General features: G+C 62.4%; 14 protein-coding genes. 3 read left to right on the forward strand and 11 right to left on the reverse strand.

Going from position 1 to position 19,108, the window contains the following annotated elements; genetic code table 11:
- Positions 1-2: 2 nt before the first annotated feature.
- The 7 genes from PHO31112_RS13270 to PHO31112_RS13300 form a co-directional block, all read right to left on the reverse strand.
- Entirely contained in the window at positions 3-455 is a 453-nt protein-coding gene (locus tag PHO31112_RS13270; protein ID WP_150620936.1) for a hypothetical protein, read from the reverse strand.
- Positions 456-531: 76 nt separating this feature from the next.
- Positions 532-1,470 carry a LysR family transcriptional regulator gene (locus PHO31112_RS13275; protein WP_150620937.1) on the reverse strand — a complete coding sequence of 313 codons (939 nt, stop codon included), beginning with the start codon at positions 1,468-1,470 and terminating at the stop codon, positions 532-534.
- A gap of 2 nt (positions 1,471-1,472) precedes the next feature.
- Positions 1,473-1,844 carry a cytochrome o ubiquinol oxidase subunit IV gene (gene cyoD, locus PHO31112_RS13280; protein ID WP_150620938.1) on the reverse strand — a complete coding sequence of 124 codons (372 nt, stop codon included), beginning with the start codon at positions 1,842-1,844 and terminating at the stop codon, positions 1,473-1,475.
- On the reverse strand, positions 1,841-2,476 hold the full coding sequence (gene cyoC / locus PHO31112_RS13285) for a cytochrome o ubiquinol oxidase subunit III (RefSeq protein ID WP_150620939.1): 636 nt from the start codon (positions 2,474-2,476) through the stop codon (positions 1,841-1,843). Before cyoC ends, cyoD begins: the two co-directional genes overlap by 4 nt.
- Entirely contained in the window at positions 2,476-4,482 is a 2,007-nt protein-coding gene (gene cyoB / locus PHO31112_RS13290) for a cytochrome o ubiquinol oxidase subunit I (RefSeq protein WP_150620940.1), read from the reverse strand. The genes cyoC and cyoB overlap by 1 nt, the downstream gene beginning before the upstream one ends.
- Before the next feature lie 3 nt (positions 4,483-4,485).
- Entirely contained in the window at positions 4,486-5,508 is a 1,023-nt protein-coding gene (cyoA, locus tag PHO31112_RS13295) for a ubiquinol oxidase subunit II (RefSeq protein WP_150621086.1), read from the reverse strand.
- Between the two features lie 379 nt (positions 5,509-5,887).
- Complete coding sequence (locus PHO31112_RS13300) at positions 5,888-9,250, reverse strand: autotransporter outer membrane beta-barrel domain-containing protein (protein ID WP_150620941.1); 3,363 nt, start codon at positions 9,248-9,250, stop codon at positions 5,888-5,890.
- A gap of 806 nt (positions 9,251-10,056) precedes the next feature.
- Here PHO31112_RS13300 and PHO31112_RS13305 point away from each other — a divergent pair.
- Both PHO31112_RS13305 and PHO31112_RS13310 read left to right on the forward strand, forming a co-directional pair.
- A complete protein-coding gene (locus tag PHO31112_RS13305) occupies positions 10,057-10,659 on the forward strand; it encodes a response regulator transcription factor (protein ID WP_150620942.1) in 603 nt (200 codons plus the stop codon).
- A gap of 36 nt (positions 10,660-10,695) precedes the next feature.
- Entirely contained in the window at positions 10,696-12,279 is a 1,584-nt protein-coding gene (locus PHO31112_RS13310; protein WP_150620943.1) for a sensor histidine kinase, read from the forward strand.
- A 91-nt stretch (positions 12,280-12,370) separates the two neighbouring features.
- Here PHO31112_RS13310 and PHO31112_RS13315 read toward each other — a convergent pair whose 3' ends face one another.
- The 3 genes from PHO31112_RS13315 to macA are packed head-to-tail and all read right to left on the reverse strand — an operon-like array spanning position 12,371 to position 17,085.
- Positions 12,371-13,816, reverse strand: coding sequence for an efflux transporter outer membrane subunit (locus PHO31112_RS13315; protein ID WP_150620944.1), 1,446 nt, complete (start codon positions 13,814-13,816; stop codon positions 12,371-12,373).
- A gap of 11 nt (positions 13,817-13,827) precedes the next feature.
- Positions 13,828-15,834, reverse strand: coding sequence for a MacB family efflux pump subunit (locus tag PHO31112_RS13320; protein WP_150621087.1), 2,007 nt, complete (start codon positions 15,832-15,834; stop codon positions 13,828-13,830).
- 60 nt (positions 15,835-15,894) lie between these two features.
- Positions 15,895-17,085, reverse strand: a complete 1,191-nt coding sequence (gene macA, locus PHO31112_RS13325; RefSeq protein ID WP_150620945.1) for a macrolide transporter subunit MacA — start codon at positions 17,083-17,085, stop codon at positions 15,895-15,897.
- A gap of 552 nt (positions 17,086-17,637) precedes the next feature.
- Here macA and PHO31112_RS13330 point away from each other — a divergent pair.
- A complete protein-coding gene (locus PHO31112_RS13330) occupies positions 17,638-18,273 on the forward strand; it encodes a trimeric intracellular cation channel family protein (protein WP_150620946.1) in 636 nt (211 codons plus the stop codon).
- A 22-nt stretch (positions 18,274-18,295) separates the two neighbouring features.
- Here the strand turns inward: PHO31112_RS13330 and PHO31112_RS13335 are convergent, their stop codons facing one another.
- Positions 18,296-18,988: an RNA polymerase sigma factor gene (locus PHO31112_RS13335; protein WP_174995704.1), complete on the reverse strand. Its 693-nt coding sequence runs from the start codon at positions 18,986-18,988 to the stop codon at positions 18,296-18,298.
- Positions 18,989-19,108 lie beyond the last annotated feature (120 nt).

Raw genomic sequence — 19,108 nt, forward strand, 5'->3', positions numbered from 1 at the left:
GCTTACTTTGTCGATGACATGGACGGTGTGCCCACATTGGCGTCCGGCGATGCGTTCGGCGCACGGGTGCCGTCGGGCTGGCTTGTGCCCCCGGTCTCTCCTCGCACCGCCATTCGCCGTTCGAAAAACGCGGCCAGCGCGGGATCGTTCACTTTGAGATCGAACTGAAAATCGTCGACGGCGTTGAAATAACCATCGCACAAATCGGCCTTCTCGGCCTCGGTCGGTTGATCGTCGATACTGCGCGAGTACACGACGAACTGACGCTCGACGAGCATGGGCAACTGCGTGCGCAACAGGTCATCGAAACGCTCTCGTGCCTGCGCGTCGGTGTAAGCGGCCTGCCATTCGGCACGCACGCGCCGGCCCTCGGCGAGATAGTCACGGTGACGCGTCTGCGTTCCAGCGCAAAGGGATGGCGTGCTCGGACGGCTGCGCGCTTGGAAATATCGCATCGGCCACGACATCGATGGCAGCATCTTAGCCCAAGTGACGGCCAGACATGCCACCGCCTTCCGCGCGGCTCCGCAATCAGGCCGACGTCGCGGCCGGGCAGGCCTCTGGCCCGAGTTTGGCGACCATGTAACGAACGAAATCGTCGAGCTTCGACGACACGAAGCGTCCGGCGAGATGCACGAGGTGCATGGGCTCGCTCAGTTGCACATCGGCTTCGAGCACGCGCACCAGCCGTCCCGCTTGCACCTCGGGCGCGAGCAGATACTCCGGCAGCAACGCAATGCCCATGCCATGCACCGCCGCCTGCAACTGGGCAAGCGGATTGTGGGCGATGAGCCGGGCGTCGCGAACCGTGCCGCCACTCGCCCCGGCTTGCGTGAACACCCAACGGCCCAGCACGTCGTCATAGCGGAACCCGAGACAGTCGTGTCCGGCCAGATCGACGGGTTGCCGGGGCACGCCGCGCCGCGCCAGATAAGCAGGCGACGCGCACGCCACACGCGTCACGCCGCGCAGGGTATGCGCCACCAGCCCCGGCACGGGATTTCCGCCCGCCTGAAAGGCCGCGTGGATTCCCTCTTCCTCAAGATCGACAACGCGATCCTTGAGCGCAAGATCGAGTGCGACGTCCGGATGCGATTGCAGGTACTCGGCAAAGATCGGCATGAGCAGGTGCGAGCCCACGGTTGTCGGTGCGCTCACGCGAAGCTGACCGACAGGCCGTGAAATTGCCCCCGGCATCGACGCCCCCGCAGACCCGGCGTCGCCCAGCGCATCGGCGTTCTCCACCCGCGCGAGCACTTCGGTACATTCGGCGAAGTACCGCTGGCCCAACGCCGTCGGCACCTGACGCCGCCCGTTACGCCGCAGCAGCGGCTGCCCGAGGCGCGCCTCGAGCACCTGTACGTGACGCGCGGCTGTGACTGCCGACATACCGCTGGCCGCTGCCCCGGCCGACAAACTGCCGGCGCGCACGACCTGTACGAACACCTCCATGCATTTGAGGCGATCCATGATCAATCGCGCAGCTTTGCCCGTTCGATGGACATGTGCGTGGGCATCATGTTGGTATCGGCGTTATGCATCACCCAGAGCGAGCCCGCGACGATGATCGCGATCAGTCCCGCCGTACACAGGAAGATGCCGGAGTTCTGACGCTGGCTGCGCTTCGCGCCGATGTGCAGGAAGTACACGAGCTGCACGATCAGTTGCGCCACACACAGCACAACGATGCTCGCCAATCCCATGCCCGCCGGCACCAGCTTGAGCATGACCGCACCGAACGACGCGAACGTGAGCACCAGCGAAAGGAAGAAGCCGATGACGTAATCGCGCAGGTGACTTTGCGAGGCATACGCCGCATGGTCGTGGACTTGAGCGCGCGTCATACGAACTCCCGCAGATAGACGAAGGTGAAGACACAGATCCAGACGAGGTCCAGAAAGTGCCAGAACAAGCTCAGGCATTGCAGGCGGCGGCGCACCACGGCGTCGAAGCCGAAGCGCCCGATCTGGTGGATCATCACGACGAGCCACAGCAGACCGCACGTGACGTGCAGGCCGTGTGTGCCCACGAGCGTGAAGAACGCCGACAGGAATGCGCTGCGTCCCGGCCCGGCCCCCTCGTGGAGCAGTGCCGAGAACTCATAGATTTCCATGGAGACGAACGCCGCACCGAGCGCGAACGTCACCCACAGCCAGCGCTGGACGATGGCCTCGTTACCCGGGCGCATGGACAGCGACGCGAGGCCGAACGTGAAGCTGGAGAGCAGCAGCAGCATGGTCTCGCCGAGTACGAACGGCAGCTCGAACAATTCGCGGCCGGTGGGCCCGCCGGCCGTGTTCTGCACGAGCACGCCGAACGTGGCGAACAGCACGCAGAAGATGAGACAGTCGCTCATCAGGTAGATCCAGAAACCGAGCGTCGTGGTGGCGCCGGTGTCGTGATGACCGTGAGCGTGATCGTCGGACGGCGCGCTGGCGCCGTGCCCGTGATGAGGATGAAGGGATGCCGAGGACATCAGGCGGCCTTTTGCAGGGATTGACGCGCAGGAAGCGCTGCACGCAGGTCGGCGAAGCGGGCGTTTTCGATACGCTCCACTTCGGCCGCCGGCACGTAGTAATCGACATCGCGGTCGTAGGTACGCCACAGGAAGACGGCAAGCGTGGCGACGAGGCTCGCACCGGCGAGCCACCAGATGTGCCACACGAGTGCGAAGCACATGACACCGCTGAACACCGAGACGAGGAAGCCGGTGCCGGTGTTGCGCGGCATATGGATGTCTTCGTATTGCTTGGGCTCACGCCATGCGAGGCCGCGCGCCTTGTCGTCCCAATGCTGCTCGAGCGAGTCGATGTGCGGCACATGCGCGAAGTTGTAGAACGGCGCCGGCGACGACGTTGCCCACTCCAGGCTGCGTGCGTCCCACGGATCGCCCGTCAGGTCGCGGTTGGCCTTGCGGTCCCGAATGCTCACGGCAAGTTGCACGATGAAGGCGAGAATGCCCAGTCCGATCACTGCGGCGCCCACGGCGGCCACGATCAGGTACGGCTGCCAGTCGGGTTGCACGTAGTGGTTCATGCGGCGTGTCATGCCCTTGAAGCCCAGCACGTACAGCGGCATGAAGGCCAGATAGAAGCCCACCAGCCAGCAGGTGAACGAGATCTTGCCCCAGCGCTCGTTAAGCGTGAAGCCGAACACTTTCGGGAACCAGAACGTAATCCCCGCGAGGCATCCGAAGACGACACCGCCGATGATGACGTTGTGAAAGTGCGCCACGAGAAACAGCGAGTTGTGCAGCACGAAGTCGGCCCCCGGCACGGCGAGCAGCACGCCGGTCATGCCGCCAATGGCAAACGTCACCATGAATCCGATGGTCCAGAGCGTGGACGAGTGGTATCGGATACGGCCCTGATACATGGTGAACAGCCAGTTGAACAGCTTCACACCGGTCGGAATCGAGATGATGGTGGTCATGATCCCGAAGAACGCGTTGACGTTGGCCCCGGAACCCATGGTGAAGAAGTGGTGCAGCCACACGAAGAACGACAAGATGCCGATGGACGAGGTGGCGTAGACCATGGACTTGTAGCCGAATAGCGGCTTGCGCGAGAACGCGGCAATGATTTCGGAGAACGCGCCAAACGCCGGCAAGATCAGGATGTACACCTCGGGGTGGCCCCAGATCCAGATGAGGTTCACGTACATCATGGCGTTGCCGCCCAGTTCGTTCGTGAAGAAGTGCATGCCCAGGTAGCGGTCGGCGGTGAGCAGCGCTAGCGTGGCGGTCAACACCGGGAACACGGCGACGATGAGGATGTTGGTGATCAACGCTGTCCAGGTAAACACGGGCATCTTCATCAGGTTCATGCCGGGCGCACGCATGCGCAGGATGGTGACGATGAAGTTGATGCCGGTCAGCGTGGTGCCGAGCCCCGATATCTGTAGCGACCAGATGTAGTAGTCCACCCCGACGGTCGGGCTGTACCCCAGTTCGGACAACGGCGGATACGCGACCCAGCCGGTGGCGGCAAAATCGCCCACGAACATGGACATCATGACGAGTACGGCGCCCATGGCGGCGAGCCAGAACGACAGGGAGTTCACGAACGGGAAGGCGACGTCGCGCGCGCCGATTTGTAGCGGCACGATCACGTTCATCAGGCCAAGCACGAGCGGCGTGGCCACGAAGAAGATCATGATGACGCCATGCGCCGTGAAGATCTGGTCGTAGTGATGCGGCGGCAGATATCCCGCCTCTCCTCCGGCGGCAACCGCCTGTTGCGCACGCATCATGATGGCGTCGGCAAAGCCGCGCAGCAGCATGACCAGCGCGAGCACGATGTACATCACGCCAATACGCTTGTGGTCGACTGAGGTGATCCACTCTTTCCAGAGGTAGCCCCATTTCCGGTAGTACGTGATGGCGCCCAGAAGCGCCGCACCACCCATCAGCACCACGGCAAGCGTGCCCATGATGATGGGCTCGTGCAGCGGAATGGCGTCGAGATCGAGTTTTCCAAACATGACTTACTCCGTGAGCGCGCGCGGCGCAGCAGGTTGCACACCAGCTTCGCGCTCGGGACGCTGCGCGAGAAGCGCGCGGCGATCCAGTGGGCCGAGTTGGCCGTCCACACGGCAATTGGCTGCGGCGATGATGTCGTCGAGGGCGCTGCCCGCACCACGCATGCCTTGCGAGGTGCCGTCCATGGGCCCCATGTATTTGCCGACGATGGCGTCGAACAGCCCCGGCATGACGTTGGCGTAGATCGCGACGGGCGCACCGGTGCCCGGCTGTTCGAGCTTGACGTAGGTCGGTGCGTCAAGCGCGTCGGGCACAGCCTGCGCTTCCCTGACCCATTTATCGAAGTCACCGCGCGAGGTCACATGCGCCTTGAAGTGCATGTCCGAAAAGCCCGCCCCGCTGTAGGCAGACGACATCCCGGCATACGTGCCGGTCTCGTTGGCGATCAGATGCAGCTTGGTCTGCATGCCCGACATGGCGTAGACCATGCTCCCAAGCTGCGGGATGAAAAAGGCGTTCATCAACGACTCGGCCGTGAGCTTGAACTCGACGGGCGTATCGACCGGCAACACGAGCTTATTGACGGTGGCGACGTGGTAGTCCGGATAGATGAAGAGCCACTTCCAGTTGAGCGCCACGACTTCGACTCGCACAGGCGGCTCGCCAGACTTAATGGACGAAACAGACTCGATGGCACGGTACGGATCGAGCTTGTGAGTCGTCTCCCAGATCATCACGGCAAGCGCGACGACGATGACAACGGGAATACTCCACACGACGACTTCGATCTTGGTCGAGTGCGCCCATTTGGGCGAGTAGGTCGCGGCGGTGTTGGTCTCGCGATAGCGCCAGAAGAACACGAGCGTGAGCACGATCACCGGAATCACAACAAGCAGCATGACACCCATGGCGATCAGGATCAGATGCTTTTCCTGCTCGCCAACACTGCCCTTCGGGTCAAGCAACTCCAGCGTGCAACCGCTCATGGGCACCACCGCCATCGCCGCTGCAACCCGCGCACACCACATGCGCCAACGCGCGACAGGTGTCGTGTCTGCCCTTCCCCTCTCGGTGGGCAAGACGTTATGCATGGACATTTTAAGCCTCTATGTATGGACACACAATTTGCGTGACGAATGCTACGCATATACATATTCCATACATCGCGACATAATGACGCAGGCCAGTATTTCGTAGTTTTGCCTTTCTTTTGGCCCTTTTGGGGTCGCCGAAAACCGCCTTTTTCACCACGCTCAGGTACTGATTACCTCAGTGGCGCCAGACCGGAGACCCCCTTCCGATACTCAAACAGTGACCCAACTCGTCTCGGAAGGGGGTCCCCGGTCCGGCCCGTTACGCCCCCCCCCCCGCCCGGGTTCCCACCTCCCCCCCCTCTATCTCCTCTTCTTAGAAACGCCACGTCGCCGACACCGAGCCCGCCACGTCCGCACTCCCCGCTTTGTAGAGGTTGCTCGAAACCGCCGCACCAAACACAACGCGCTGCGCCAACCGATACGACACCCCCGCCTGTAACCCAAGGCTGTCTCTACCCACTACCTCACTACGCGTTGTGAACGCCGCCCCCGGATACCCCGCGAAGTACGCGCTCTGCGTCACAACACCACCCGTCAACTCATGATTCCACGTGGCCTGCAAACTCGCCGTCAACGCATTGCCGGAAATCATCGGCAATTCGAAACGCACTTCACCACCAAGACGACTGCGCAGCGAATTGAACGTCTTGCCGTCAACGTGCAAACGCACACCGTCAACATTGCCTTCGGTAAGACTCGGACGATATAACGCCGTGTAGTCGAGCGCCGCAATCGGCCCGGCACTCGTCGTGCTACTCAACTGCCAGCGCCAACCACCACCCACAGTGGCCGACGCCGTCGCCCCCGTCCACGCCCCCCTCGGCGCCGCCGAATACCCATTCACCGCAATCGAACGATCCACCCGGCCATCCTCAACCCCCACCCGCGCCGACGCAAACGCATGCGGCCCAACATTCAAGTCCGGCGCATACCTCGCATGCACACCGACATCGAGCGCCGTGGTTTTTCCGGAACCAGGCGTCTGACCGTCCAGACGCGTCGACTGACCACTGATGGCACCATGTGCGCCCAACGTCCAGTCACGCCCCTCACCCGCCACCCTCTCAACGCCAAACACCACGCCGTAGGTATTGCCGCTCGCACCCGCCATGTCTCCAGCGCGTCCACGCCAATAGCCACTGCCGAAAGGCATCGCGAACGCCCGCCAGTTACCCTTGAGTGCGCCTTCACTCGCTCCCCTCACGCCATCGGCGCCAACCGCCGCCGCAACCATGTCGGTAATCTGGCGCTCACGCAACAAACCACCCGTGTACATGGCGCCATACGCGGCCGGAGTGAGTTGCGGCAACGCCTTGGCAATACCACTGCCGTCAGCCGCAGAGAAGTCGAGCGCCGTCACCAACGGCTGCAAGTCCGCACCGGCACTCCCCGCAATCTTGTCGAGCGCCAATCCGATCCGCTGGCTATTACCATCGGCACCGTATCGGGAGTAGGCGTTCGCCGCGCGTGTAATGACCACGCGATAGGTGTTGTCGTCCAACGACGTAGCACTGGCGTTCAGCGTCGGTGACGCCAGCAACGCCGCCACGTTGGCAAAGGCTCCCGCGATGCTCGACGCATTGAGCCACTGGCTCGACGTGACGCTGAAACCACTCGCGTACCAACCGCGCTGCGGCGCAATCGCCAACATGCCGTCCAGGGTGGCATTGCCGGAAACGATCAGTTTGCTGAATGTGCCGTCGGCCGCGAGTGAGCTCAGCAAACGGCCCGTGCTCGTTTGCGTGTAATCACCGCCTACGCTGATGAAACCACCCGCCAGCAACGGCGCGACCGTGCCCGCGTTGACAAAGCGCCCAGCAGCATCGAGTTGATAACGACTGTTGCCGGTAAGCGTTGCGCCATTGGCCACGTTCACGTCGTAGACCGTATGATCGCCGTTGATCTGCGTGGTGCCACCGACCATCGACAGCGACAGATTGTCGCCGACGATATTGCCGTCGAAGCGTAGGTTGAAGGCCGAATCCGGCTGCAAGGTGGCGCGACCGTTTGCATCCGGCGTCAAACCGAATTTGAGTTGCGTCAGCCGTAGCGCACCACTGCTGTCGCGCTGCGAATAGAACGACAGAATGTCGCCATAGAGCGCCGCCCCACGCATGATGTTGATCTGCTGCACATATCCATTCTCGGACATGAACAGCGACGCCCGACTGCCCGCGACCCGGCCGGTGATGTCGGCGCGTGTGACGAGCGGACCATCAAGCTCGGGGATCAACGCATCGAGCACGCCGTTGGTTTTGTGGACGTAGATGTACGAACCCCGATAGTCGCCATCGTCGCCCAGCGCGTTGTGACCAAAGTCGAAGCTCACGGCAATGCCGTTCGTCCCCAGCGCCTGAACGTCGCCTCGCTGCACGAAGCTGTGGTTCTTGCCGTAGGCGAACATCACACCACGGCCGTTGGCGCCGTCTGCATAGATGCGCGTACCCGGCAGCACCGTCACGTTGTTGGCCTCTCCGTCCACACGAATACCGGCACCGCCCGCGCCGATGGTCAGTAAGTCCGCACGCTGGGAAATGCTGTTCCGGCTGCCGTAGATGTGCAGCCCGAGGCCCTGTGTCGCCGTGTTGTAGGTATTCGGCACGTAGGCGGTGCCGTCAGCGTTCCGGCCCAGGAACGGGTTGTCGTTGATATCGGTTGCGCCATCGCCGTAGTACGAGCGACCAAAGAAGTTGCGCCGGTCGATGTCGTAGCCCATGTCCTGAAGCGCCGCCAGCTCCGCCTCCATGAACGCCGTGTAGTTACGGTACGACTGGTGGCTCATCAGGCTGTTCTTCAGCTCGATGTGCGATAAAAGCGGGGTGTCGTAGAAATCGCCGGTCATCACTCGTACCGGAATACCCTTCATCTTGCTCCCGGCCAATACCTCCATCACATGATCGCCGGTGAAATAGCCCCCGTCGGTTCGAATATCGAATGCTTCCGGGTCCAACACGTTGGGGTTCTTCTTCGTGAGGATCGTCTGCCCGGGGCGGGCTGCCTTGTCATTGTCATCGCGCAGATGCGCAGCCCAACTGTCGAGCACACCGCTGAAGGCGGCGGATTCCTGTCCCAAAGAGTTCGTGCCGTAGGCCAGGTTCGTGCCGATACCCAGCGCATGCGCTACCTCATGGAACATCACAGCTGACAGGTCGGCCTTCGAGTCGAGCGGCACCTGGGAAGGCGTGTACGGCACCGTCGAGAAGTCCATTTTCCCGATGGTGATCTCGCCATGTGCCTGCTGATAACTCGCGTTGGCAAGCGCATTGTTCTGCAGCGCCGCTTGTACGAGCGTCGGATTCTCGGTACCGGCGCCTACCGGGGCCGACTCGTTGAATACGTACGGGCTGTACGCGTGGGCACCATCCTCGGTACTACTCATGCCGATATTGATGATCGCCGGCGTGCGGCCAGGCGTCACCTTGATGATTTCCGCCCAGTATTTCAGGGCACCCAGCGTCTGTGCCTTTTGCAACGGCGAGAGCATGCCCGACGAAATTTCAGGGGTGGTTCCGTCCGTGCGATAGGCATACGGCCGATCGTCCGGCGAAAACAATCGCCCAAGAATAAACGGGTTGCCACTGGCATCGTTGACCGGAAGGTCTTCAGTCGCCTGCGCCGGCGACGCCATCATGCAAAGCGCCGCGAACGCGACGCTTGTCATACGAATCGTCCTCATTCAGTACTCCGTATCCATTTTCTTCTTTTGTAATGCTCTGTAATACGAAGCGCATGGTACGGAGTGCTCGGAGGAGTGTCACTGCGATTTATACGGGGTTTGGGCTGCATCACCCGCAAAGCCTTGTTGAACAAGGACTTTTTTGCCTTTTAACAATGACGTTTCCGGGAAAATCGGTCCGACTTGTATTAATCACAGTTTCGCCAGGGCGGGTCGGTGACGATACTTCACTCACCGACTGACGCAACACAGCGGCAGCCGAAACCCGAACCCTCCAAGGAGAAACGACATGCCCGCCATCATCACCTACGGCTTTCCCTCACTCCTCGGCCTCGTGGGCGTCATCGCCCCGATCTTCGGCTGAGCCGCCCCTCACCCCGACCAGAACCCGGAGAACGACATCATGAGCCACCTCTTCGACTTCATCGACAACCTGCTGACCAACGACACGTGCGTCGAGACCGGCATGCAGTGCGCCATGACCATCGGCCACTTTTTTGCCTACTGATACGCAACGCGATCGCCGCCCCCCCTAATCAAGGAGAAACAATATGTCCGCTGCCCTCTTTTGCGCCGCTACGGAATTGTTCGAGAAATTCGGCCACCTTCTTCCGTTCAATCTCTGAATCACGCTGATTGCCACGAAGAAAGGACCGCCCCAAGCGGTCCTTTCTTCGTTATGCAACACGGTGAACCCATCGCGCATAACCTATATGCCACCCACGCGGAAATTAAGAAGAATTTCGTCGTCCGGCGATTTTTTAGTACGATTTCGGCATTCACATACAAAAATCGGGGCCAGAGGGATGTCATCTCCCACCAAAGTCTTCTGCATTGAGGACGATCATGATTCAGCCGACCTGATTCGCGAAGACCTGACGGATCGGGGCTATGTCGTCAAGGTGGCGCACGACTTTACGACCGCACTGGCGACGCTGGCATCGTTCATGCCGAACGTCATCCTGTGCGACATCAATGTGCCGGGCATGACCGGCTTCGAATTTCTGGAAAGCGCGCGCAGCATCATTCAGGGCGAACGCAAGATTCCCTTTATCTTCCTCACGGGCAACGCCGACAAGGCGTCGATCATGCGCGGGCACAGCACCGGCGCCGACGAATATATGCTCAAGCCGATCGACTTCGACGTGCTCGACACCGTCATCCGCAAGTACACCGAGCACGAAGAAACGCCGGATGGCACGCCGCTGCCGTTCGGCCTGACGAAGCGGGAAGTGGAAGTGCTGCAATGGTCGGCACGCGGCAAGACGTCCGCCGAAATCTCGATCATCCTCGAACTGGGCAAACGCACGGTGGACTTCCATATCGATAACGCCCGCGAGAAGCTCAATGTCGCCACGCGCACGGAAGCCGTGGTACGTGCCGCGCTGCTCAACATCATCCAGCTTTGATCGCCTCAGACCCTCTTTCCGCGACGGATCGCCCGCATGGCTAAAGCGTCTTCATCACCCAACAAGCAACTCCCGATCCGGCGCAGGATGTATTTGCTGCTCGCGCTCAGCCTCATCGCCATGGTCGCGGTGGGCGTTTTGGTGCACCGCGAAGTCGACGCATCCCAGCGCCGCGCCATCGAGGCCGAACGCACGCAGATCGAACACCTCAGCGTGCTCGAGGAACTCAACGATTACATCTCGGACTTTCGCACCGTAGAATCCGAAGCCCTCGCCCCGATGTCGCCCAAAGCGCTCGCCGATACCCGCGCCGCCGCCGCCGAGTTCGACGACAAGATCAAAACGGCCTCGGAGCGCTATCAGAAGGTGCTCGTGCACGACGAATTCCGCCTGGCATTCTCGAAATTCCAGACGCAGTGGGCGCAGTATCGGCGCGCTTCGAATCAGGTGTTTCAGTTGGCCCAGAGCGGCAAGCTGAACGACGCCGCCAAGCTCTATCGCGGTGAGTCGAACAACAAGTACACGCAGGCGAATAGCACCTTCGGCTCGCTGGTGTTTCGCAGCACGGAAGCCCTCATCAAGGAAGTCGAAGCCAAGAACAAGGCCGCCCGCAACCGTCTCCTGCAAATCGACGGCCTCATCGCTGCGATGATTTTTTTGACGCTGTTCTGCCTGGTCTACGTGGACACGGCCATCCTCAAACCCCTCACGCGCCTGATCCGGATGTCGGGCAACGCGGTGTCGGGCAAGGAAAAGCTGCGACTGCCCTGGCTCGCGCGCGGCGACGAAATCGGCGCGCTGTCGCGCTCGCTCGCCAAGTTCCAGGAAAGTACGTCGTCGCTGGTGCGCAATCAGAAGCTCGCGACAGCCAAGAACACGATCCTGCAACGTGCACTGGCCAACGAGGAACGCCTCAACAACTTCCAGAAAACCTTCCGGTCGATGGCCACGCACGAGTTCCGCACGCTGCTCAATGTGATCGACGGTCACGCGCAACGCCTGCTGAGCCCGCGTAACGAGGAAACGGATTCTAGCCCGCGCTATACGAAGATTCGCGAAGCTGTAGCCAAGCTCAATAATCTGGTTCAGAACTGGCTGGATGCCGCGCAAAGCGCATCGCTCGACGACCCGAAGTTCGGCAAACGCACGGAGTTGTCGCTCGTCGCCCTGCTCGAGGACGTGCGTGGCGTCGGCTCGGATATGTTCCCGAACGCGACGATTACCGTGCAGGCCCCGCAAGGGCTCGACAGCCGCATGATCGGCGACAGCAACGTGCTGTTCCACGCGTTCATCAACCTGATCAGCAATGCCACCAAGTACACGATGGTGGCGCCCGCGATCGATATCGGCGTGTCCGATACGGGCAGGGCCTTGTGCGTCGTCTTGCGCGACAACGGCACCGGCATTCCGGAGGCTGAACTCAAGGAAATCTTCCAGATGTCGTTCCGCTCACGCAGCAACGCGGTGCTGGAGGACGGCTCTGGCGTAGGCCTCGCGGTGGTTCACGCCGCCATCGAATTCCATAAGGGAACCATCGATGTGACGAGTCAGGTCGGTGTCGGCACCACGTTCACGATCACGCTGCCGAAATCGCCGGACACCAGCGAACCCGCCGCCTGATAGCCTCGGACGTCGACGAAGCCAGAAAGCAAACAGGCCGGCATTGCCGGCCTGTTTGCTTTCCTGCGCCCCCTCATTTGGCACCGCCCCATCAGACGGGCGGCGTAACCTCCGAGGTGTTGTCGGAACCGCCCAGCGCCTTGTAAAGCGCCATGCGATTGTTCAGCCGGTTCAACCGCACCCGCGCATCCGCAGCCTGTGCGTCGCGCAAGCTCTTTTGCTGATCGAGCCAGGGCTGAATGTCGATGGCCCCGGCAAGATAGCGCGAACGCAAAAGGGCTTCCGCACGCTGCGCCTGCGCCAGCGACAGCGCACGCTGCTCCCCCTCCCTCGCCAGTTGCTCTCGCGCCGAGAGCGCATTCTCGACTTCGCTCAGGGCCGTGAAGAGGCTCTTACGGAAGGTCACAGCGGCTTCGTCAAACTGTGTCTGCGACACGTTGATCTGCAATTGCATGGTGTTCCACTGGATAAACGGCAGCGCCAGTCCCAGCCCCAATGTCCCAAACGGATTGGCCAGCACGCGTTCGAGCGACGAACTCGACGTCCCGAGCTGTCCCGTCAGCGTGAACGTCGGATAGAAGCTCGTCCGCGCAACGTCGACGTTAGCGAGCATCTCTCGCAGACGCAGTTCCGCAGCGCGCAAATCGGGCCGTCGACTCAGCAGCTCCGCAGGCAGCCCCGCCGGCACGGCAGGCAACGCCTGCGTGGGCAGCGCCGAGGGCTCGGCAGCGGCTTGCTGCGGCGGACGGTCAAACAGAATCGCCAGTGCATTACGGTTCTCGGTGCGCTGTTGCAACAACGTCGTGAGCGTCGCCCGCTGATCCGACAGCGCCTGCTCGGCTTGCGCCACATCCAGCGAAGAGACCGCCCCTGCGGCATAGCGCGAACGAACCAACGCCAGCACCCGCTCGCTGTACGTGATGTTGCTCTCGGCGTAGGCGATCACCTGATTGAAATAACCGATCTGCCAGTAGTACTGCGCCGTCTGACTGATCACCGCCAGACGCGCCGCTTCCCGGTCGGCCTCGGTGGCTTCGAACTCCCAACGGGCGGAATCTCGCTGTGCAGCCAGTTTGCCCCACAGATCCAGTTCGTAGTTCGCCGCCGCCGTCAGGCCGCTGGTCCGTGTCACGGCGTGGTTGTCCAGTCTGCGCGATACATTCCCCTGGCCCTGCACCGTCACGCCGGGAGTGAGATTGGTATCCGCCAGACCGGCTTGCAACTGCGCGCGATACGCCCGGATACCCGCCACAGCGAGATCGTTGTTGACGGCCAACGCGTCGGCGATGAGACGGTCGAGCACCGGATCGCCGAACGCGCGCCAGAAATCGGGGGCTATGGTGCCAACCGGGGTGACGGGCGCCGCAGCGGTAGCGGACGCAACCGGCGCACCGGTCCACTGCGCCGGAACCGGCACCGCCGGCAGCGGCTCATGGCGCACACCAGCACACCCGGCCAGCAACGTGGCCGCGCTCGCCAGTGCGAGCACCGTACGGGTCAGCGCCGGAATACGAATCGTTGGAATGACTTGGTTCATCAGGCAGTACCTCAATCGCGTGCCAGTGCTTCCACCGGATCCAGCCGCGCCGCATTGCGCGCGGGCATGAAGCCGAACACAACGCCAATGAGCGTCGAACACAGGAAAGCCGTTACAACGGAGCCCATCGAAAACACCATTTTCCATTGGGCGACGAACAGCGAGAAGATGAAACTGGTGCCAAACGACAGCGCAATACCGATGGCGCCCCCCATCAGACACACCATCACCGCCTCAACCAGGAACTGCTGCATGATGTCGCTCTGCCGCGCGCCCACCGCCATGCGGATACCGATTTCGCGCGTGCGCTCGGTGACCGACACGATCATGATGTTCATTACGCCAATCCCGCCCACGACGAGCGAAATCACCGCAATCAACGAGAGCAGCAGCGTGAGCGACTGACTCGTCTTCTCGACGGTCTTCACCACACTGTCCATGTTGTAGGTGAAGAAGTCCTTGCGCCCGTGACGCTGCGTCATGAGCGATTCCAGACTCTTCTCCGCCGCTTTGCTCGGCTGACCATCGCGCACCCGCACCGTGATGCTGTCGACGTTGCGCTGCCCGAACAACCGGCCAGCCGCCGTGGTGTACGGCACCCAGATGTTCAGACTCTTCATGTCGCCGAAAGCGCTCTTCTTCTCGGCCGTCACGCCGATCACCACGCACGGCAGGTTGCCGACGAAGATCACCTCGCCCAGCGGGTTCGGGTTCGTCCCGAACAACTTGCGGCGCGTGTTCTGGTCGATCACCGCGACCTGCGCCTGGCGGCGCACCTCATCCGGCCCGAAGGCGATGCCCTGTGCGATCTTCATGCCGCGCACCTGGAAGAAGTGCTCCCCCACACCGGTCACCATCGCACTCGCGTCAATGTTGCGATACCGCAGCAGCAGGCTGCGCGCGGTCTCCGGTGTCGCGCTGTCGACATAAACCTGCTCGGACAGTGCGCTCACGTCTTCCGGCACGAGCGTCTGAATCGTGGTGGCGCGATTGTCGCCCCAGTCCTTGCCGGGATAGATGTTGATCGTGTTCGTGCCGATGCTGCCGATCTCGGCCAGCATGTAGCGCTTCGCCCCCTCGCCAATCGCGACGATCGAGACGACCGACGTAATGCCGATGATGATCCCGAGCATCGTCAGGAACGTGCGCAGACGATGCGACACCAGCGCGATCCACGCCATGCGGAACGCTTCGACGAAGCGGTCGATACCTCCCGCCCAGCGGCGCGGCGGCAACGCCCCGCCATGGCTGGCGTCGGCGGCGGGATCGGTCGAACGTGCGACGACGCCACCGTCGCCATCGGCGGCAGCAACCGGCACGGCTTCCGGCGCATCGGCCACCGGCGTATTCGTCCGGTCGTCCACCACCTCACCGTCACGAATCTCGATGATGCGGCGGGCGTGCGCGGCAACACTCTCGTCGTGGGTCACAATGATGACCGTGTGTCCGAGCGCGTTGAGTTCTTTGAGAATACGGATGACTTCCTTGCCACTACGCGTATCGAGGGCGCCGGTCGGTTCGTCAGCCAGAATGACTTCGCCGCCGTTCATCAGCGCCCGCGCAATACTCACGCGCTGCTGCTGACCGCCCGACAACTGGCTCGGCCGATGGCCGGTACGGTCGGCGAGCCCCAGCCGTTCGAGCAACTGCACCGAACGCGCGCGACGCACCGCATGGGGCGTGCCGGTGTAGACCGACGGCATCTCGACGTTGGCGGCGGCGTCCAGATGCGGCAACAGGTGGTAGCGCTGGAAGATGAAACCGAAGTGCTCGCGACGCAATTGAGCCAGCGCATCGGCGTCGAGATCGCGCGTCTCGCGTCCCGCCACGCGGTAGCTGCCCTCGCTTGGGTGATCGAGACATCCGAGAATGTTCATCAGCGTCGACTTGCCCGAGCCCGACGCGCCCATGATGGCGACGATCTCGCCCGCCGCGATGGTGAGATTCACGTCGCGCAGCACGACGACATCGTGATCCCCCGACGGAAAGCGCCGGGTGACACCCGTCAGCTCGAGCATGGAGTGCGAACTGGCGTTCAGGGGAGATTGGGCAATGGTGCTCGACATCTTTGACTTCCCTTACTGACCTGCGTTGGCCGAAGTGTCGGTGGTCGACGCGGATTCGCCCGCCTCGCCGATCACCACGCGTTCGCCCGCCGTGAGCCCCTCGCGCACCTCGACCTGCACGTTGTTGTTCAGGCCGATGACGACCTGACGCGTCACTGCTTTGCCGTCGCCGCCCAGCACGCGGACCTCGTAGCGCTGGGTGCCGACTTTCTTGCCAAGCGCCGCCACGGGTATGCTCAACGCCTGCTTGGCGGTGCCGAGCAGCACGTTCACCTGAGCCGTCATCGAAATGCGCAGTCGGTGATCCGCGTTCGGCACTTCGAACAGCGCGTTGTAAAACACGGCCGTATTGTTGCGCGTGGCACCGCCACCAAGCGTACTTTGCGTATCGAGGAAGTTCTGCGGCGCAGGTTCGATCGCGCGCAGCTTGCCGTAGTAGCGCTTGTCGGGATCGCCGAGGATCGTGAAATACGCCGTCTGCCCGGGAGCCACGCGGATCACGTCGGCCTCCGAGACCTGCGCCTTCACCGTGATGGTGTCCAGATCGGCGAGCTTCAGAATCACCGGCGCCTGCTGCTGCGCGATCACGGTCTGGCCTTCCTGCGTGACGATCGCGACGACTTCACCGTCGATAGGTGCGTCGATACGCGTGTAGCCGACGTTGGCCCTGGCAGATTCGATGGCCACACCGGCCTTGCGCAGTTGGGCGTCGAGGCCCGCGAGGGCGGCGCGCTGCGTGTCGAGTGTGGCCTGTGCCGACTCGAAGTCCTGACGCGAGGTCGAATTGTCGGGCAGCATCTGCCGCTGACGGGCGAACGCCAGTTCCGCCTGCTTGAGCTGTGCGGTGGTGGAGCGCTTTTGCGCCTGAAGGTTCTGCTCGTCGGCCTCGGCCTGACGCAGGCTGTTCTGTGCCAGCACCGGGTCGATCTGCGCGAGCCATTGCCCCTTCTTGACCTTATCGCCAAGCTTGACTTTGAGCGACTTCAACTGCCCGGAGACCTGCGCGCCGACGTCGACCTGCTGGAACGCCTGGAGCGTGCCGGTGGCGAGGACGGTGTTCTCGATATCGCTGCGCTCGACCTTGGCGCTGATGTACTGCGGCGGCTTGGGAGTCGCGAGACTGCGCAGACCGAGCGCCACGAGAACGACGAGCACGACGAGGCTGGCGACAAGATAACGTCGGCGGCGAATGAACTGGATCATAGAACGAAGTGGGGGGTCAAAGAAGCACGTCGAAAATGCATTGCGCAAAATCCGTTGCCACCAACTGGCAGGTCGATCTGCCGGTATCACGCACCGGCAGGATCACCGCCCCGAGGCACCGTTCGGGGCACGAAAAGTTGAGAGTTTAAGGCGTTTGGCGGCTTTGGAGACCATCCGTCCCAACGACCGCAGCAAAGATAGTCCGCCGACGACGACAACGAACAGGCTGTGAACCTGAAAGAGAACTCGCATCAATGCGTGCCGACGAAAGGGAACACGGCCACCAAACCCGCGAGGATGTTGGAAAGCAGACCGGGAATGTAGGGCATGACGGACTCCTCGATAATTGGCAAAAACGACTGGCTTCCAACGACCGGCGTACGGGACACCTACCTGCATACGTCGTTTCGTTGGAAGGAGTGTCGCATCGCGCGGCGCCTGTGAGAACTTGTACAAATCACAGGGCAGGCGCCCGGGCAGGCCACGGGGCCGCGTCACTATCTGGGAAATCTCATGAGGTGATATATTTCCCTCGGCACTTGAAGGGACTTTATGAAAACAGAGATCTTCTACGCCCTCTACCTGATCGCCATCGTGACCGAAGCGATGTCGGGCGCGATCATGGGGATGCAACGCGGCATGGACCGCTTCGGGCTCGCCTTCATCGGCATGGTGACGGCGCTGGGCGGCGGCACCATTCGCGACGTGCTGTTCGGCCGGCACCCGCTGGTCTGGATCGCCCACCCGGAATATCTGTTGCTCACGCTGGGCGCGGCCACGCTCACCTCCATCGTTGCGCGCCACGTGCACCGGCTGCGCATGACCTTCATCACCGTCGACGCCATCGGACTCGCGGCGTTCACCATCCTCGGTTGCGACATCGGCATGACCGTCAGCACGAGTCCGGTCATTGTCGTGCTGGCTGGCGTGCTCACTGGGATTGGCGGCGGCATGCTGCGCGACCTGCTCTGCGGTCAGGTGCCGCTGGTGCTGCGCCGGGAGATGTACGCGAGCGTGGCGTGCATCGCAGGAGCGATGTACGTCGTGATGCTGCGTCTGGGTGTCGAGAACGGTATTGCGACGGGTGTCTGCTTCGCCGCCGGCTTTATCATCCGGATGCTGGCCGTGTGGTTCGGCTGGCGCTTTCGCACCTTCGAGAACGAAACACCGGCCGAGCCGATGCACTGACGGGCCGGTGTTCCCGGTGCGATCAGACGTCGGCGTGCTCGCAGGGCGGCGGTGACGAGACGGCCGCCGCCGGAGCGGAATGCGATGCGGCGCGCTTTGCCGGGCGACGTGTTTCACCGATACCGCCCGACGCCATCCGGCCAGTCTGCATGGCGCAGTAGTCGAGTGTCTGGCGCAACAGCGTGTCCACCTTGCGTAGCGACAAGCCGTGACGCGCGGCGACTTCTTCGCGTGTCAGGTCGTCGACGCGCAGCTCCATGAGCACGCGCCGGTGATGTCCCGACATCTCGTCCAATGCGCGGGAGAGCGCCGCAAGCTCGGAGCGCGCACCGACCACGGCCTCCGGGCCGGGCCCGCGATCCGGCAGGACGTCGAACACTTCGTGCTCCTCGCCAAGCGATTCCCACATGCGACGACCGCGCATCTGGTCGACCGCCAGGTTGTAGGCCATCCGGAACACGTAGGTCTCGGCACTGTGCACCGCGTCAGGCAACGTAGCGCTGCCAAGCCGCACCCACGCCTCGTGCAGGCTGTCGCTGGCGGTATCGGAACAACCGATCCGGCGCGACAGCCGGCGCAGCAAGCGCTCGTAGTTCGACTCCAGGCACTCACGCAGCACCTGAATCGCCGCGCCGGTCTGCCCGGCCCCGTCGAGTTCTCGCGCCTCGGCAACCGAGACGGCGTCGGCAACGCTGCTTGCCGTGCCCAAATCCACTTCAGCGCCTCCCGTGCTCCGTGCTTCCCCGTACTGTCCACGCGCGAACATTGTGTGCCCCCCGATACCCATGAACGCTTCTGTCTGTCATTTCGTGCAAGCCTCAATGACATGACGGAT

Origin of the sequence: Pandoraea horticolens (assembly GCF_902459555.1) — a bacterium.
In the GTDB taxonomy this organism is placed as follows: domain Bacteria; phylum Pseudomonadota; class Gammaproteobacteria; order Burkholderiales; family Burkholderiaceae; genus Pandoraea; species Pandoraea horticolens.

Bases quoted from the DNA above. Each gene is read 5' to 3' on its own strand.
- PHO31112_RS13305 (WP_150620942.1), top strand. From the start codon at position 10,057: ATGTCATCTCCCACCAAAGTCTTCTGCATTGAGGACGATCATGATTCA.
- PHO31112_RS13310 (WP_150620943.1), top strand. From the start codon at position 10,696: ATGGCTAAAGCGTCTTCATCACCCAACAAGCAACTCCCGATCCGGCGC.
- macA (WP_150620945.1), bottom strand. From the start codon at position 17,085: ATGATCCAGTTCATTCGCCGCCGACGTTATCTTGTCGCCAGCCTCGTC.
- cyoB (WP_150620940.1), bottom strand. From the start codon at position 4,482: ATGTTTGGAAAACTCGATCTCGACGCCATTCCGCTGCACGAGCCCATC.
- cyoD (WP_150620938.1), bottom strand. From the start codon at position 1,844: ATGACGCGCGCTCAAGTCCACGACCATGCGGCGTATGCCTCGCAAAGT.
- cyoA (WP_150621086.1), bottom strand. From the start codon at position 5,508: ATGTGGTGTGCGCGGGTTGCAGCGGCGATGGCGGTGGTGCCCATGAGC.
- PHO31112_RS13300 (WP_150620941.1), bottom strand. From the start codon at position 9,250: ATGAGGACGATTCGTATGACAAGCGTCGCGTTCGCGGCGCTTTGCATG.
- PHO31112_RS13275 (WP_150620937.1), bottom strand. From the start codon at position 1,470: ATGGATCGCCTCAAATGCATGGAGGTGTTCGTACAGGTCGTGCGCGCC.
- PHO31112_RS13315 (WP_150620944.1), bottom strand. From the start codon at position 13,816: ATGAACCAAGTCATTCCAACGATTCGTATTCCGGCGCTGACCCGTACG.
- PHO31112_RS13330 (WP_150620946.1), top strand. From the start codon at position 17,638: ATGAAAACAGAGATCTTCTACGCCCTCTACCTGATCGCCATCGTGACC.
- PHO31112_RS13270 (WP_150620936.1), bottom strand. From the start codon at position 455: ATGCGATATTTCCAAGCGCGCAGCCGTCCGAGCACGCCATCCCTTTGC.
- PHO31112_RS13320 (WP_150621087.1), bottom strand. From the start codon at position 15,834: ATGCTCGAGCTGACGGGTGTCACCCGGCGCTTTCCGTCGGGGGATCAC.
- cyoC (WP_150620939.1), bottom strand. From the start codon at position 2,476: ATGTCCTCGGCATCCCTTCATCCTCATCACGGGCACGGCGCCAGCGCG.